This window comes from Bacillus sp. FSL R5-0593 (assembly GCF_038603755.1).
Classification (GTDB): domain Bacteria; phylum Bacillota; class Bacilli; order Bacillales; family Bacillaceae; genus Bacillus; species Bacillus velezensis.
Genome location: NZ_CP152011.1, coordinates 4081801 through 4096384, shown reverse-complemented (window position 1 = coordinate 4096384; position 14584 = coordinate 4081801). Strand labels below are relative to the sequence as shown.

General features: G+C 46.7%; 13 protein-coding genes. 12 read left to right on the top strand and 1 reads right to left on the bottom strand.

Annotated features, from left to right (window positions below; translation table 11 throughout):
* Positions 1–13: 13 nt before the first annotated feature.
* The 9 genes from NYE36_RS20385 (at position 14) to NYE36_RS20345 (ending at position 10377) form a co-directional block, all read left to right on the top strand.
* Positions 14–808 (top strand): MBL fold metallo-hydrolase, encoded by a 795-nt coding sequence (locus NYE36_RS20385; protein ID WP_007407895.1) that lies wholly within the window; start codon positions 14–16, stop codon positions 806–808.
* Between the two features lie 86 nt (positions 809–894).
* Entirely contained in the window at positions 895–2091 is a 1197-nt protein-coding gene (locus tag NYE36_RS20380) for a S1C family serine protease (protein ID WP_007614967.1), read from the top strand.
* Between the two features lie 508 nt (positions 2092–2599).
* Positions 2600–2809, top strand: a complete 210-nt coding sequence (locus NYE36_RS20375; RefSeq protein WP_025285567.1) for a winged helix-turn-helix domain-containing protein — start codon at positions 2600–2602, stop codon at positions 2807–2809.
* Positions 2806–4224, top strand: a complete 1419-nt coding sequence (locus NYE36_RS20370; RefSeq protein ID WP_265450996.1) for a HAMP domain-containing sensor histidine kinase — start codon at positions 2806–2808, stop codon at positions 4222–4224. The genes NYE36_RS20375 and NYE36_RS20370 overlap by 4 nt, the downstream gene beginning before the upstream one ends.
* A gap of 231 nt (positions 4225–4455) precedes the next feature.
* Entirely contained in the window at positions 4456–5463 is a 1008-nt protein-coding gene (locus NYE36_RS20365; RefSeq protein WP_032868115.1) for a ThiF family adenylyltransferase, read from the top strand.
* The gene (locus tag NYE36_RS20360; RefSeq protein ID WP_265450995.1) at positions 5460–6782 is read left to right on the top strand and encodes an ABC transporter substrate-binding protein; all 1323 of its coding nucleotides are present in this window, start codon (positions 5460–5462) and stop codon (positions 6780–6782) included. Before NYE36_RS20365 ends, NYE36_RS20360 begins: the two co-directional genes overlap by 4 nt.
* Positions 6783–6800: 18 nt before the next feature.
* The gene (locus NYE36_RS20355) at positions 6801–7991 is read left to right on the top strand and encodes an MFS transporter (protein WP_012118887.1); all 1191 of its coding nucleotides are present in this window, start codon (positions 6801–6803) and stop codon (positions 7989–7991) included.
* A gap of 27 nt (positions 7992–8018) precedes the next feature.
* A complete protein-coding gene (abc-f, locus tag NYE36_RS20350) occupies positions 8019–9644 on the top strand; it encodes an ABC-F type ribosomal protection protein (protein ID WP_265450994.1) in 1626 nt (541 codons plus the stop codon).
* Between the two features lie 13 nt (positions 9645–9657).
* The gene (locus NYE36_RS20345; protein ID WP_094032953.1) at positions 9658–10377 is read left to right on the top strand and encodes a cupin-like domain-containing protein; all 720 of its coding nucleotides are present in this window, start codon (positions 9658–9660) and stop codon (positions 10375–10377) included.
* A gap of 41 nt (positions 10378–10418) precedes the next feature.
* Here NYE36_RS20345 and NYE36_RS20340 read toward each other — a convergent pair whose 3' ends face one another.
* Entirely contained in the window at positions 10419–11804 is a 1386-nt protein-coding gene (locus NYE36_RS20340; RefSeq protein WP_094032970.1) for a sigma-54-dependent Fis family transcriptional regulator, read from the bottom strand.
* 204 nt (positions 11805–12008) lie between these two features.
* On the opposite strand from NYE36_RS20340, the gene NYE36_RS20335 reads away from it, so the two are divergent.
* From NYE36_RS20335 to NYE36_RS20325, 3 genes are all read left to right on the top strand, one after another.
* Positions 12009–12296 (top strand): autorepressor SdpR family transcription factor, encoded by a 288-nt coding sequence (locus tag NYE36_RS20335; RefSeq protein ID WP_015240946.1) that lies wholly within the window; start codon positions 12009–12011, stop codon positions 12294–12296.
* Entirely contained in the window at positions 12293–12928 is a 636-nt protein-coding gene (locus NYE36_RS20330) for an SdpI family protein (protein ID WP_199022270.1), read from the top strand. The genes NYE36_RS20335 and NYE36_RS20330 overlap by 4 nt, the downstream gene beginning before the upstream one ends.
* A 229-nt stretch (positions 12929–13157) precedes the next feature.
* Positions 13158–14363: an ornithine--oxo-acid transaminase gene (locus NYE36_RS20325; RefSeq protein ID WP_025650081.1), complete on the top strand. Its 1206-nt coding sequence runs from the start codon at positions 13158–13160 to the stop codon at positions 14361–14363.
* Positions 14364–14584: the final 221 nt, after the last annotated feature.

Below are 14584 nucleotides of genomic sequence, written 5' to 3'. Positions count from 1 at the left end.
GGAGTGAGACATAATGGGCTTGCAATTTAGCGTGCTTGCGAGCGGGAGTACCGGAAACGCGTTTTATCTGGAGACAGAGGAGCACTCTTTTCTGGTGGATGCCGGCCTGAGCGGTAAAGCGATGGACGGGCTGATGGAGAAAATCGGCCGCAAGATAGACGACGTCGACGGCATCTTTGTCACTCACGAGCACAGCGACCATATTAAAGGGCTCGGCGTCATTGCGAGAAAGTACGGACTTCCCGTCTACGCCAATGAAAAGACGTGGAAAGCGATGGAGAATCAGATCGGCAAGCTGGATACCGGACAAAAGTTTCTGTTCCCGATGGAAAGCGTAAAATCCTTCGGCGGGCTTGATGTTGAGTCATTCGGCGTCTCTCATGACGCGGCCGAGCCGATGTTTTATGTTTTCCACTACCAGGGCAGAAAGCTCGCGCTGATGACGGACACCGGGTATGTGAGCGACAGAATGAAAGGCATTATCCGTTCGGCCAATGTGTTTGTGTTTGAAAGCAACCATGATGTCGGCATGCTGCAAATGGGCAGATACCCATGGAGCATTAAGCGGCGGATTTTAAGCGATGTCGGCCACGTCTCCAATGAAGACGCGGCGCTCGCCATGACTGATGTCATCGGCGACGGCACATCGCGCATCTATTTGGCGCATCTGAGCCAAGACAACAATATGAAGGAACTGGCGAGAATGTCCGTGCAGCAGACATTGGCTGCGAAAGGATTTGTCGCCGGGGAAACGTTTCAGTTATTTGATACCGATCCGAAAATCCCGACGCCGCTGTGCGCCGTGTAATTTTTCCAAATGAATCATGATTATTAATCCGCGATCTGACCCACACTATAAGCAAATCGAGTACTCTTGAAAGGATTTGAGATAGGGTGGATTATAATCGCGATGATGAACAGTACGCCTCCGAACAGCCCCGCCGCAGCAAGAGAGGGTACTTTCTATCAAGTCTGATCGGCGTCATCGTCGGGGCCGCGCTCATGGCTTTCCTGCTGCCGTACTGGACAGGCGGAGACCATGGAGAAAGCAGCAAAAGCACCAGCCAGCGTCTCGGCAGCGAACAGGTGAAAACAGTCAACGTAAATGTCAATGACGCTGTCACGAATATGGTCAGCCGTGTATCAGATTCGGTAGTCGGCGTTCTCAATATCCAAAAGACCGATATTTGGGGAGAGGGCGGCGAAGCGGGAAGCGGGTCGGGCGTCATTTACAAAAAGAACGGAAACACTTCCTATATCGTAACCAATCACCATGTCATTGAAGGTGCGACTGAGATTGAGATCAGCCTGAAGGATGGCTCACGCGTGCCTGCTGAGCTGATCGGGAGCGACCGTTTGATGGATCTCGCCGTGCTGAAGGTGAAGTCTGATAAAATCAAATCGGCCGCCCAGTTTGGCAATTCTGATCAGGTCAAAGTCGGAGAACCGGTCATTGCGATCGGAAATCCGCTCGGGCTTGAATTTGCGGGATCAGTGACACAGGGGATCATTTCAGGCACGGAAAGGGCGGTGCCCGTTGACTCAAACGGCGACGGACAGCCGGATTGGAATGCGGAAGTGCTGCAGACCGATGCCGCGATTAACCCCGGCAACAGCGGCGGCGCTTTGATGGATATATCGGGCAAGGTGGTCGGCATCAACTCAATGAAGATCGCTGAATCCGCCGTTGAAGGCATCGGCCTGTCCATCCCGTCAAAGCTTGTCATTCCCGTTATTCAGGATTTAGAAAAATACGGAGAAGTCAGACGGCCTTTCCTCGGTATTGAGATGAAATCCTTAACGGATATTGCGAGCTACCATTGGAGCCAGACGCTGAAACTTCCGAAAGGCGTTAAAACCGGGGCGGTCATTATGGGTGTCGACGCGTTTTCACCGGCCGGAAAAGCGGGTTTGAAAAAGCTCGACGTGATTACCGGGTTCGACGGACATAAGGTCAATGACGTTGTTGATCTCCGTGAGCGCCTGTATCGCAAAAAGATCGGCGACCGTGTGAACATCACGTTCTACCGTTCGGGAAAGAAAAAAACAGCGGAAGTCAAACTGACAGAAGCGGATCGATTACAGAAATAAAAAACAGCCCGGACATCCGGGCTGTTTTTTATTGATTTATTTGTTAATATTATACTATTATGAAAACGGGAGGTGAAACACATGAAAACGGCTGATATGATCATCGTATTGAATGAAATTGAAGGTGAATGTGAAGGAAGAATTATTTTAGAATGCAGAATTTAAGAACATGAAACATGTCATATTAAACGTCCTTTTTCAGGGCGCTTTTTTTATGCCTTTTTTCAGAAGCCATAAAAAAGAACTGAACGCGGGTCACAACACGTTCAGTTAAAAATGGGTATATGTAGAAAAAGACAGACCTGAACTTAGAACTTTGTGATTGAAACAGGCTGCTGCTGCTGAATTGAAGCGTAGATAATGATTTTTATTTGCAGATGGCTCCGTTTTCACCGTTTCCTTTCACCAATTCAGCTTAGATTCCGTTTTGTTTCAGATAAAAGCGAATAATAGAAGGGGAAGCGAAAAAAATAAACACAGGCTGATACATCTAAGGAGAGACTGCATCATGGAAAAGTTGAAAGGCATCAAGCTGAGTGCAGACGGCGAGTCTGCACTCATTGATTCTTTAACGATGGGGCTTCATTACGGAACGGTCCTCGGGGAAGACAATATCGTCGAGGTGTACATCCGTTCTTTGCGCGAAAAGCTGAAGGATAAAGAACACAAGGTGATTCGCACGGTTCGGGGCGCCGGGTACAGGGTGGATCTGGCATGAAACGGCTGTACAGAACCCTGCGGTTCCAGCTCCTGTTCAGGTCACTGGCGATTTTGGCCTTGCTGTTATGTTTCATCGGCGGCACTCAGTACATGTTTATGACACGGACGATGTATGAGAATCAGGCGATCAGCATTCAGAGTGATATCAATTCAATGGATCAAAGCGTATGGAGGTCCATCAAAACCCTTGCCCGTTCCGAAACACCGGCTCATCCGAATTTGATTTACCCCGGGGTGACGGTTGCTTTTATCAATCAATCATACAAGATGTCTGTTTTATCAGAAGACCCGCACGCGGGGGCCGCTCCTTCTTTCCCGAAAAAAGTGTACCGGGATGCGCTGACAGATACCATGGCGCTTCACTATCAGGTGGCTCACAATAAGTCAGGTCAGGAAATCATCGTCGTGTTTCAGGCGATTTCCGTTGACGGAAGGCAGGCGGGAGTTGTGCAGATGAGCACGCTGACCCAGCCTCTGAATGATTCGCTTTTCTGCCAGATCAGCATTTTCGCGGTGCTTTCCTTTGCGGCTTTGGTCATCGGCCTGTTTGTTTTCTTGCCAGTGATCCGGCTCACACTCAAGCCGTTATCACGCATTGTGCGTATGATGGATGACATTCATGCCGGCAGTCTCGATAAACGGCTGCCGATTGATAAAAGGCAGGCAGAAATTGAGTCGCTGGGCATCTCCATCAATCAGATGCTGGAACGGATTGAAACCTCTTTTCAGGCGGAAAAAGAAGAGAAGGAGCGAATCCGGCAGTTTGTATCAGACGCATCACATGAGCTGAGAACGCCGCTTACCTCCATTCACGGCTTTATCGAAATTTTAATGCGCGGAGCGGCGGAGAAGCCGGAGCAGAAAGAAAAAGCGCTTCAAAGCATGTACGCGGAATCCGCCAGGGCGAATAAGCTGATAGAGGATCTTCTGTTTCTCGCGAAGATTGACCGGGTGCCGAGCTTTGAAATGAAAAAAGGCGCATTGGGAGACGTCATTTTGGAAATGGAGGCTCAGCTGAAGCTGCTCGCGAGAAACCGGAAGCTCGAGTTCTTTGTCGATCAAAAGATAGAAGCCGTTTTTGACAAAGACAAAATGAAGCAGGTCATTCTCAATCTCTTTTACAATGCGGTGCAGCATACGGATGAAGATACGGGTGTCATCACCGTCTCCCTGCAGAAAGACGGAGGAATCATGCTTATGATTGCAGATAACGGAACGGGAATCGCTCCGGAGCATGTGCCTCATTTGTTTGACGGGTTTTACAGGGCGGAAACCTCCCGATCCCGTCAATCCGGCGGCGCGGGGCTGGGTCTTGCCATTACAAAAACCATTATCGACAGCCATAACGGAACAATTGAAGTGAAAAGTGAGCAGGGAAAAGGCTCCGTGTTCATCATTCGGCTGCCGGGATAAACCGGGCAGAAGGAAGAAAAATCACAATTTATATATAAATTCTAAATTTTAAAAAAATAACTTGTCCTTTTCCAATATTGGTAATAATATCTAGTTATTGGTAAAGGGGGTGTGTACTGATGAAGATTGAAGAACTTGATCTTGATACAGAAACAGCAAGCTTGGTGCATCGTTGCTAGTAAAGCCGTGACTCCCCTCATTGGGGAGTTATTATCTTTCAGGGGGTATGTCATGATGTCAACGTACTGTAAGCGCTGGAAGTTTAAAGACAGCGTGCAGGTGCTGACCTACACGGCGCATATTATCATTCAATATCGAAAGGCGATTAAGCTTGCGCATACGAGTGAGATCAAAGAGGCGGTTGAACGGCTGATCATCGGCTGTGAAAAACAAGAGCTTTCTGATCTTCTGGGAGAGGAAGCGGGAAACCAGTTTTTCGATGCGTTAATGAAATTGGATGCTTTAATAGAGCCATGGCAAAACGGCCGTGAAGGCCGCATCACTGAAAAGCAGCTGTACCATTTTGAGAAATACAACCAAAACCCCAATCTGATCCAAAACAGATTAGACGGCAGCAGGGCAGCGATCGTGGGTCTGGGGGGCGTCGGAACGATCATTCTTCAAAATCTTTTGGCGGCGGGCATGCAGCATTTTATTCTCATTGATTTCGATGCCGTATCAGTACATAACCTGAACAGACAATTCGTCTATAATAAATCTTCTGTAGGCAAATTAAAGATCTCAGAATGCAGAGATTATATTGCGGGTATCAATCCCCATGCGGACGCAGCACTTTACCATCAGGAAATTACACAGCCGCAGGACCTGCGTGTGTTAGATCCGTACGAAATTGATATCGTCATAAATGCCGCTGACAAACCCCATAACATTTCTGAATGGGTTTACCGGTATTGTAAGGAGCGGAATATCGCGTTTATGACCGGGGGTGTCGGCAGCTTCAGCGGCCAATGGGGGCCTCTGCTCACGCCTGAATCCTATCAATCCGGCGTCACCTATGAAAAAAACATGCCGGCCGGACTTCTGAACTGTTACCCCGATGAACCGATCAAAGGTTCCTTAGGAGCGACAAACGGTATTATATCCTCGTTTATGTCTCATGACATTATCACATACCTTGCAGGCGGAAGCCCGAAATCCCTGAATACCCGCATCGGCCTGGACTTTGACGGCCTTCATATTACAGAAACGAAGCTTTCTCAAAAGGAAAGCGCTTTATGAAGACGATGCATCGTACGGCGAGAAAACCGGGCGACCCTCTGAAAATAGAAATCGACACAAGCCCGATACGCTTGAACCCATTAGATACGCAGGATTACACAAGCAAGATGATGTGCAGCATTATGTATGAAAGCCTGCAGGACGGCTATAACTGCCGAATCATCCGCAAAGATCCCCGCACCTGTCAGGTGGACATTCACCCGGACTATTTAGGCGACGCCGAGGGTGTGGTTCAAACGATCATCGATCATCTGACGAAAGAAAATCAAAGCCCCCATCTCGGCAGTTTCCTGAACATAAAACAGGCCGTTCCGTATGTAAAAGGCCTCGTCTCTTCCGATCAGCTCGGGGTGAACGTAACGGGCGAAAAACGCTTTGAAGTCACCTTGGACGAGCCGTCTGATGAAATAGAAGCCGTTTTGCAGAGCGGCTTTCTGATTCCGGGGACCGCCGGGGGCGATGTGCCGGAAAACGGCCCGTACCGATTCAAGCGCACGTTTGAGAAGGGGCTGGAATTTGAGCGGAATCCGCAATATAAAATGACGCCCGCGGATCACCGCACGGTTCAGACCATCCAATTTATTTTGAATGTTGATCTGGAAAAAAGCATCGGGCTGTACGAAGCGAATCAAACGGACGTGACCTGCCACACCCAGTTTCATCATTCAAACATGAGGTATCGGCAGTATGCTGATTTTAAAGAAAATCATTTGCCGATGTTATTTACCTTCAAGGTAAAGGACGACATGCTGAGAACTTTCATTCAGCATTATTTTGATAAACAAAAGCTGGCCGGGGATTTGGGGCATATCATCACACCGACTGATTCACTGATCGGTATATGGGAAAGCGGGAGGACACCGCAGAAAGATCCGCCCCTTTTGACAAGAGAAGAACCGATCCGAATCGTTTATGCCGATTATTATCCCAACGGAGAGATCATTGAAAGGCTGGCTGATTTGTTTCGGCGGGCCGGAGCGGACGTGTCCGTCTCCCGCGTCAGTCATTTCAATGATTATTACCATATGGATAAAAGCGGGTTTGATATTGAGCTCCATTTGTTCCTGCCGGCTTACATGCATGAGCTGAGCTATATCAAATATTTCATCCGCGACATCAGCGATCCAGAGAAGAAAAAAACGATCATTGATGCCATAGGATCTGAAAAAAAGAAGGAACTTTTTGGGTTATTCGAGAATACAACTCATTATTGCCCAATTTGTTTTGGGAAAAGTCTGTATCTGCAAGATCCATGTATAGAGGGTTTTAGTGTAAAGACTGACGGGCTCCTTTCTGTTCATGATGTTAAATGCAGATAGCTGGAAAGGGGTATTCATTTGCGGAATCGAAATTTGCTTTACTTCTCCGGTTTTTTCGGAAACTTCTTTTTCGAACGGGGAATTTGGATTTTATATTTAACAAGCATGAATTATTCATTGTTTCTAGTGGGCATCCTGCAATCGGTCCTGAATTTGGCGATGTTTCTGGCGGAAGTGCCGAGCGGCGTCATCTCGGACAGAATCGGGAGAAAAAAATCGCTCTTGCTCGGCCATTTTATGGTCATTATCTATTTGGTGATGTTCCTGAGCTTCCATAACTTCATCGCCCTCTTCATCGCCCATATTATATACGGTATCGGGCTGACGTTTATATCAGGAACGGATCATGCCTTTTTGTTTGATTCACTGAAAGAACAAGGGAAAGAAAAGTGGTACGGCAAATCCATCGGAAATTATAACGGACTTGTCATACTCGGTCTTGCGATCGCCATGGGCATCGGCGGCTACTTGCAGGAAATATCATGGTCGTATGTGTTTATCGCCGGGATTGTCACTCAGCTGATTGCAATGGCGGTCATTACACAGCTGACGGAAATTAAATTTGAAAACAGTGAACACGAAACGCAGACGGTCGGTGACATCTTAAAAGAAGTCAAAGATTTCTTCAGGCTGAACAAAGCCTTTAAATATCTGGTGCTGTCACTCTCCGTTTTCTTTGCGATTACATCGGTTTTTTATATGTACGGACAAGATTTGTTAAGTCAGGAAGGGCTGTCCGTGCGCAATATATCCATTATTTTTGCGGGACTGTCCATCTTGCAGGCACTGTGCTCCATCTTTTCTTCCAAGCCGGCGGAAAAATTCACGCCGAGGCGCGTGCTTCTGCTGACATTCTGCATCATCGGGGCGGCCTATCTGTTTATACCATCGGGCAGTCTGTACGTGACGATTGCAGCTTTTGTCGTCATTAACGCGCTCTATGATGTGATAGAACCCGTATCCAGTCAGGTGGTGAATAATGAGATTCCGTCCAGAACGAGAGCCACGCTGCTGTCCATTATCAGTTTGATGACCTCGCTCTTCATGTTCATTGCCTTTCCGTTTATCGGATTCTTAACGGACTATTTTGATTCAGCTTTGCTGCTGACCGCAATCGGGGTATTATCCATCTTATTGTCGCTGTTTATGATGCTCAGCTTTTACAAACTGAAAGCGAGCGTCGCCATCCAGAATAAAGTCGAGCTTTGAACCAGAATGACAAAGGGATGATGTGAGTTGCTGAATATTCATAATGTTACGGTAAATTTAGCGGGAGATACCATTTTCAAACAAGTTTCTTTTTTCATCAATGAAGGCGAAAAAGTGCTTGTGGCCGGGCCGAACGGTTCCGGCAAAAGCACGCTGTTCAGGGTGCTTTCCGGAGAGCTTGAGGCAGATGAAGGAACGATTGCGATCAACAAAGGGGCGAAGGTCGGTTTGCTGAAGCAGATCGCTGATCCCAATGAGGATCTGACGTTGTATCAATATCTGGAAAAATCATTTGAAGCTCTAGCGGCGATCCAGAAGGAAATGAAGGCCATTGAGCTGAAGCTTTCGGAACCGATGAGCGATGACGAGCTGACTGCTTTATTGGAAAAGTACAGTCAATACACGGAAACATTTGAGCGGAACAACGGCTACCAGATGCACGTGATGATTGACGAGGTATGCAACGGGCTCAGCCTCAGCGAATTAAAGGATCAGCCGTTTTCAAAGCTGAGCGGCGGCGAAAAAACAAAAGCCGGCCTTGCCGAAATTTTAATCCGCAACGACGACGTTATACTGCTGGACGAGCCGACCAACCATTTGGATGTCCATGCGATTGAGTGGCTTGAAGGGTTTATTAAAAAATCGAACAAAACCATTCTGTTTACGACCCACGATAAAACGTTTGCCGACCAAACGGCGATGAAGGTGCTCGAGATTGACGATACCGAGGTGAAGATTTGGCCTTACGGATTCAGCGAATACTTGAAAAAGCGGGAAGAATTCATCATCGCCCAGTTTGAGAAATATGAAGAACAGCAGAGAAAAATACAGAAGATGAAGGAATCCATCGCCCAGCTGAGAGATTGGGCCAACCGCTCAAATCCGCCGTCTGTCGGCCTGCACAGACGCGCGAATAATATGGAAAAGGCGCTGAAAAGGATCGAGCTGATCAATAAGCCGGTCCGGACGGAGCAAAAATTAAAAAACGCATTTCAGGAAGCGGGCGCCGGTTCAAAAGATATTGTGTTCATTGAAAACGGAAAGGTGACCAACGGATCTTCCCTTTTATATCAAAATGTGAATCTGCGCATAAAGCATAAAGACAGAATCGGCATCGTCGGCAGAAACGGCGTCGGCAAAACAACGCTGATCCGCTGTATCATCGGGGAAAGAGAACTGTCGGACGGCACCATTAAAGTGGGAGAAAATCTTAAAATAGGCTACATTGATCAAAAGAGCCATGTAGGAGATTCGAGTCAGACGATTCTGCAATTTTTTAAAGAAAATCTGCTGACTGAAGAGGGCATGGCCCGGAATATGCTGGCCAAGTACGGATTTTACGGGTCGTCGGTCTTTAAAAAACTTTCCGTCCTGTCGGGCGGTGAGAGAATCAGGCTGAAGCTGTCCATCTTAATGGAAAAAAAGCTGAATGTCCTGATCCTGGATGAGCCGACCAACCACTTGGATATTGAATCTCAGGAAATTCTCGAAAACAGCCTGATGCAGTTTCAAGGCACCATCATCTGCGTTTCTCACGACAGAAACCTGCTGGAGAAGTTCAACAAGATTTTCTGGCTTGAGAATCAAAACGTCACCATCTTTTCAGGTCCATACAGTTACGCCAAACAAAAAAAACGGCAGATTGCCGAATAAAAGGGGAATGGATATGACCATTGACAGACTGACAATCAATGAGTTATCGTACGATCTTTTTGTAAGCGAGTATGCTGATAAGAAACCTTTTATTTTGACGGGGGCAATGGATCAATGGGAATGCAGGCCGTGGACGCTTGAATACATTGACGAACACTATGGGGACAGAATGGTCACCATCCGGAAATCAGATATCGAAGGGGTCAAAACCTTTAAACAAGTAAAGCTTTCCAACTATATCGAGTACATTGATCAGAATGATGACAAATGGTACTGTGACTGGAATTTTACGCAGCTGAACCAAAATGACTTAGACCTTGTCTATTCCGCACCCGAGTATTTTACAAAAGACACATTGAGAGCGGATGAAGAAACGGGACGGGACTGGAAATGGTTCTTTCTCGGTTCTAAGCAGACAGGCACACCGCTGCATCAGGATTTTAACAACACGCACGCGTGGAACGGCGTCATTTTCGGGGAGAAGGAATGGATCTTCTATCATCCGGACGACTCTCCGTATTTGTACGAAGGAAATATCAATGTCTTTGATGAAAAAGACATTGAGCAAAAACCGCTGGTGCAAAAGGCGTCTCCGATCCGCTTCAGACAAAAGGCGGGAGAAATCATTTACGCGCCGCGCCATTGGTGGCATCAAGTCGAGAATACGGAACATACATTGGCAGTGAGTGAGAACTTTTGGTTTACCGGAGAGCGGCTTGCCAATCAGATATAAACGAAAGGCTGAGGAGCAACTCAGCCTTTTTTTGTATGGATTCATTTCATCCGGTCCAGACCGAATTTTTTCAGGCGGTATTGCAGGCTCTGTCTGCTGATTCCGAGCTCGTTTGCCGTTTTGGATATGTTATTGCCGTGTTTTCTCAGGATCTTTTCGATCATGTATTTTTCGAAGTTTTCCATTTTGTCTTTTAAATCGGTGCCGGGCTGGGTGCTTGCGGCGGCTTTGCTTTCCGTGTCAGCCGGTTTGATTTTCATGCGGTATTGATAAGGCAGGTGGGCCGCCGTAATCGTCGTTTCATCCGTCATAAAGTTCATGGCGCCTTCAATCATATGTTCAAGCTCGCGAATGTTGCCCGGCCAGTCATATTCCAGGAAGAATCGCTGCACATCGTCACTGATCGAATCGACATGCATTTGGAACAGGTGATTGTTTTTCTGGATAAAGACTTCGGCCAGTGGCAGAATGTCCTCCTTGCGCTCCCGGAGCGGGGGAATGATCAGTGTGACAACGCTTAAGCGGTAGTATAAATCTTTGCGCAGCCGCTCTTCCGAAATGGCGGTGATCGGGTCTTCATTCATCGTGGCGATGATGCGGACGTCAATCGGTTTGTCCTGCGCTGATCCGATGCGCCTGATTTTCTTTTCCTGAAGGGCGCGGAGCAGTTTTGCCTGCAGGCTGAGATTGAGCGAGTTGATCTCATCAAGGAGCAGGGTGCCTCCCTGCGCCTGCTCAAATAAGCCGGGCTGGTCGATGGCTCCGGTAAAGGCGCCTTTTTTCGTGCCGAATAAAATACTTTCGACCAGGCTATCCGGCAGGGCGGCGCAGTTTTGCGAGATGAACGGGGCGCCTGAGCGCTGGCTGCCGTTGTGAATGCTTTGGGCGAACAGTTCCTTGCCCGTTCCCGTCTCGCCGGCCAAAAGCACCGATGATGATGTGCGGGTTGCCCGTTTCGCGTTTTCGATGACTTCCCGAATGACCGGGCTGTTGCCGAGAATACTGTCAAACGTGTAGCTGTTCTGTTCTTTCCTGTGCATGTTCTCCCTGATCAGCCGTTCGAGCTTGGTGACGTCCTTGGCGATTTCCACGGCTCCCTTGATCTCGCCGTTTTGCACAATCGGGAAAGTGTGGTTGATCGTCGTGATTTCCTGGCCTTTGTTATTGAAATAGCTTTGCTTTACGTTTTTAATCGTTTTGCCTTCTTGAAGGGCCTGAACGAGCGTGCTGTCCTGCTGATTGGAAAACATAAATACATCAGTCAGGTTTTTATGCAGGACGTCCCGTTCATCCATATCTTCAATCTGCATCATTTTCTTATTGTAAATGACGGTGCTGCCCTTTTCGTCCACCACATGCAGCCCGACATCAATCTCTTCCAGAATGCTTTGTAACACGAGTGTGTAAAATTCGCTGGTTGTGTGCAGGTCAATTCCCCCTCCCAATCGTCTTAACATTCATTATTTTAAAATAAATCGAACGGGAAACGCAAAAAAATTTTGCGCTTGGACGATGTTTAAAAATAAATGGAAATTAAGGTAATAAAACCATTGACTTTTTTAAGGAAATGGTTGATATTTAGATATATACTTAAATATCTAAATTATGTATGTATGAGAGGGGGAAAGTTTTTGAATAAAGCTTTTAAAGCACTGGCCGATCCTACAAGGAGAAGAATTTTGGATTTATTAAAGAAACAAGACATGACGGCTGGTGAAATTGCGGAACACTTCGACATGTCAAAACCCAGTATTTCTCATCACCTTACCATATTGAAAAATACTGATTTGGTTCACGATGAGAGGAAAGGCCAATTTATTATGTATTCATTAAATACCACTGTATTACAGGATCTTATAGGCTGGTTCTTTTCTCTGACTGATTCAGAACATGATAATAAGAAAGGCGGGGAATCATGAAAAAATATCTCTTTTCGGCAGGAATCATAGTTTTAACTGTTTTCACATGGGTTTGCACATATTCATCTTTACCGGACAATTTGGCGACACACTGGGGATTAAACGGAAGTGCAAATGATTACCAAACGAAAGCTAATGCGATGATGATGCTTATTGGCATCATGATTATTCTATATATTTTAATGGTTATCATCCCTAAGATTGATCCTAAAAATAACTACAAAACATTTATCCGGCCATATATGGCTATATTTAATACAATGTTTGCGGTTCTGTTTGTCATTAATCTGATTACCATCTTTACCGGTCTGGGATATGATCTCCCTATATCTTATTTAGGAAACTTTATAGTGGGAGTCATTTTCATGGTGTTTGGAAACTTCATTCAGATCGTTAAGCCTAATTTCTTTTTAGGGATAAGAACACCTTGGACGCTGAGCAGTGAAAGCGTTTGGAAGGATACACACAGGGTTAGTTCGAAACTTTTTGTCTTAGCGGGCATGCTCATGATGCTTGCAGCTTTTTTGCCGCCGGTGTATAGAGTGTCAGTCATTTTCATGGCTGCAATCGGCTGTATCATATTATCTTTACTATATTCTTACATTGTATATCAGAGACAATTGAATAAATAATTGTTGAGTAGGAGCAATCTAATTGGATTGCTCCTATTTTGTCAGCGGGAAACGCAAAAAAATTTTGCGCTTGGCTGAAGTTTGCACGCAAACTGCCGGAAAATTTTGCGGGAAAAGAAAGAATGCTGGCGAAACATCCCGTTTTTTCGGATTGGCACGGAACTTGCTTTATAAAAAGGGAAAGCAAGATCTAATGTTGAATGATTACAAAACAAGGGGGAATCAGATTATGTCAGCTTTCACAAAATCTCAAGAAATTATCAGCCAAACTTCACATTACGGCGCGAACAACTATCATCCTCTGCCGATTGTTATTTCCGAAGCGCAGGGTGTTTGGGTAAAAGACCCTGAAGGTAATCAATATATGGATATGCTGAGTGCTTATTCTGCGGTGAACCAGGGGCACAGACATCCGAAGATCATTCAGGCGCTGAAGGATCAGGCGGATAAAATCACTCTGACGTCACGCGCGTTCCATAATGATCAGCTCGGTCCGTTTTATGAGAAAACAGCCAAGCTGACCGGAAAAGATATGATTCTGCCGATGAATACGGGGGCGGAAGCCGTTGAATCCGCTGTCAAAGCGGCGAGACGCTGGGCATATGAGGTCAAAGGAGTAGCGGATAATCAGGCGGAAATCATTGCGTGTATCGGCAACTTCCACGGCAGAACGATGCTTGCGGTATCCCTTTCTTCAGAAGATGAGTATAAACGCGGTTTCGGACCTATGCTTCCGGGTATAAAATTAATTCCATACGGAGACGCAGAAGCGCTGCGCAGGGCGATCACGCCGAACACAGCCGCTTTCTTATTCGAACCGATTCAGGGAGAAGCGGGCATCGTCATTCCGCCGGAAGGATTTTTACAAGAAGCGGCCGCCATTTGTAAGGAAGAAAATGTGCTTCTGATCGCTGATGAAATTCAGACGGGACTCGGCCGCACAGGGAAAACATTCGCGGTTGACTGGGAAAATATCGTACCGGATATGTTCATCTTAGGCAAAGCGCTCGGCGGGGGCGTCTTCCCGATTTCGTGCATCGCGGCGAACCGTGACATTCTCGGCGTGTTTAACCCGGGTTCCCACGGCTCGACATTCGGCGGAAACCCGCTCGCTTGCGCGGTATCGCTCGCATCTCTTGAAGTCCTTGAGGAAGAAGGGCTGGCAGAGCGTTCCCTTCAGCTTGGCCGTTATTTTAAAGAAGAGCTTGAGAAAATTGATAACCCGATCATAAAAGACGTGCGCGGACGCGGCCTGTTTATCGGCGTTGAACTGACAGAAGCGGCCCGCCCGTACTGTGAAAAGCTGAAAGGCGAAGGGCTTTTATGCAAAGAAACACATGATACCGTGATCCGTTTTGCACCGCCGTTAATGATTTCCAAGGAAGACTTGGACTGGGCGGTCCAAAAGATCACAAACGTGCTTCAAAACGCGTAAAACCTTGATGCGGCAATGCTTTCCCTCGGCTTGTATGGAATTTACAAATAAAAAATTCAGCACACTCTATTTGCGCGGCGACAGTATTTTAGTATAATGTATCTTTATGTACGAAAATGAATTTCATATAACATTCATATACAAATAGAGGCTCTTTGGACAGCAAATCGGTTTCAAAGCACCGGCTTGGTTCCAATACAAGTTGCTGAAGGGGTGCAGAA

Bases quoted from the DNA above. Each gene is read 5' to 3' on its own strand.
- NYE36_RS20325 (WP_025650081.1), top strand. From the start codon at position 13,158: ATGTCAGCTTTCACAAAATCTCAAGAAATTATCAGCCAAACTTCACAT.
- NYE36_RS20370 (WP_265450996.1), top strand. From the start codon at position 2,806: ATGAAACGGCTGTACAGAACCCTGCGGTTCCAGCTCCTGTTCAGGTCA.
- NYE36_RS20345 (WP_094032953.1), top strand. From the start codon at position 9,658: ATGACCATTGACAGACTGACAATCAATGAGTTATCGTACGATCTTTTT.
- NYE36_RS20330 (WP_199022270.1), top strand. From the start codon at position 12,293: ATGAAAAAATATCTCTTTTCGGCAGGAATCATAGTTTTAACTGTTTTC.
- NYE36_RS20365 (WP_032868115.1), top strand. From the start codon at position 4,456: ATGATGTCAACGTACTGTAAGCGCTGGAAGTTTAAAGACAGCGTGCAG.
- NYE36_RS20375 (WP_025285567.1), top strand. From the start codon at position 2,600: ATGGAAAAGTTGAAAGGCATCAAGCTGAGTGCAGACGGCGAGTCTGCA.
- NYE36_RS20385 (WP_007407895.1), top strand. From the start codon at position 14: ATGGGCTTGCAATTTAGCGTGCTTGCGAGCGGGAGTACCGGAAACGCG.
- NYE36_RS20360 (WP_265450995.1), top strand. From the start codon at position 5,460: ATGAAGACGATGCATCGTACGGCGAGAAAACCGGGCGACCCTCTGAAA.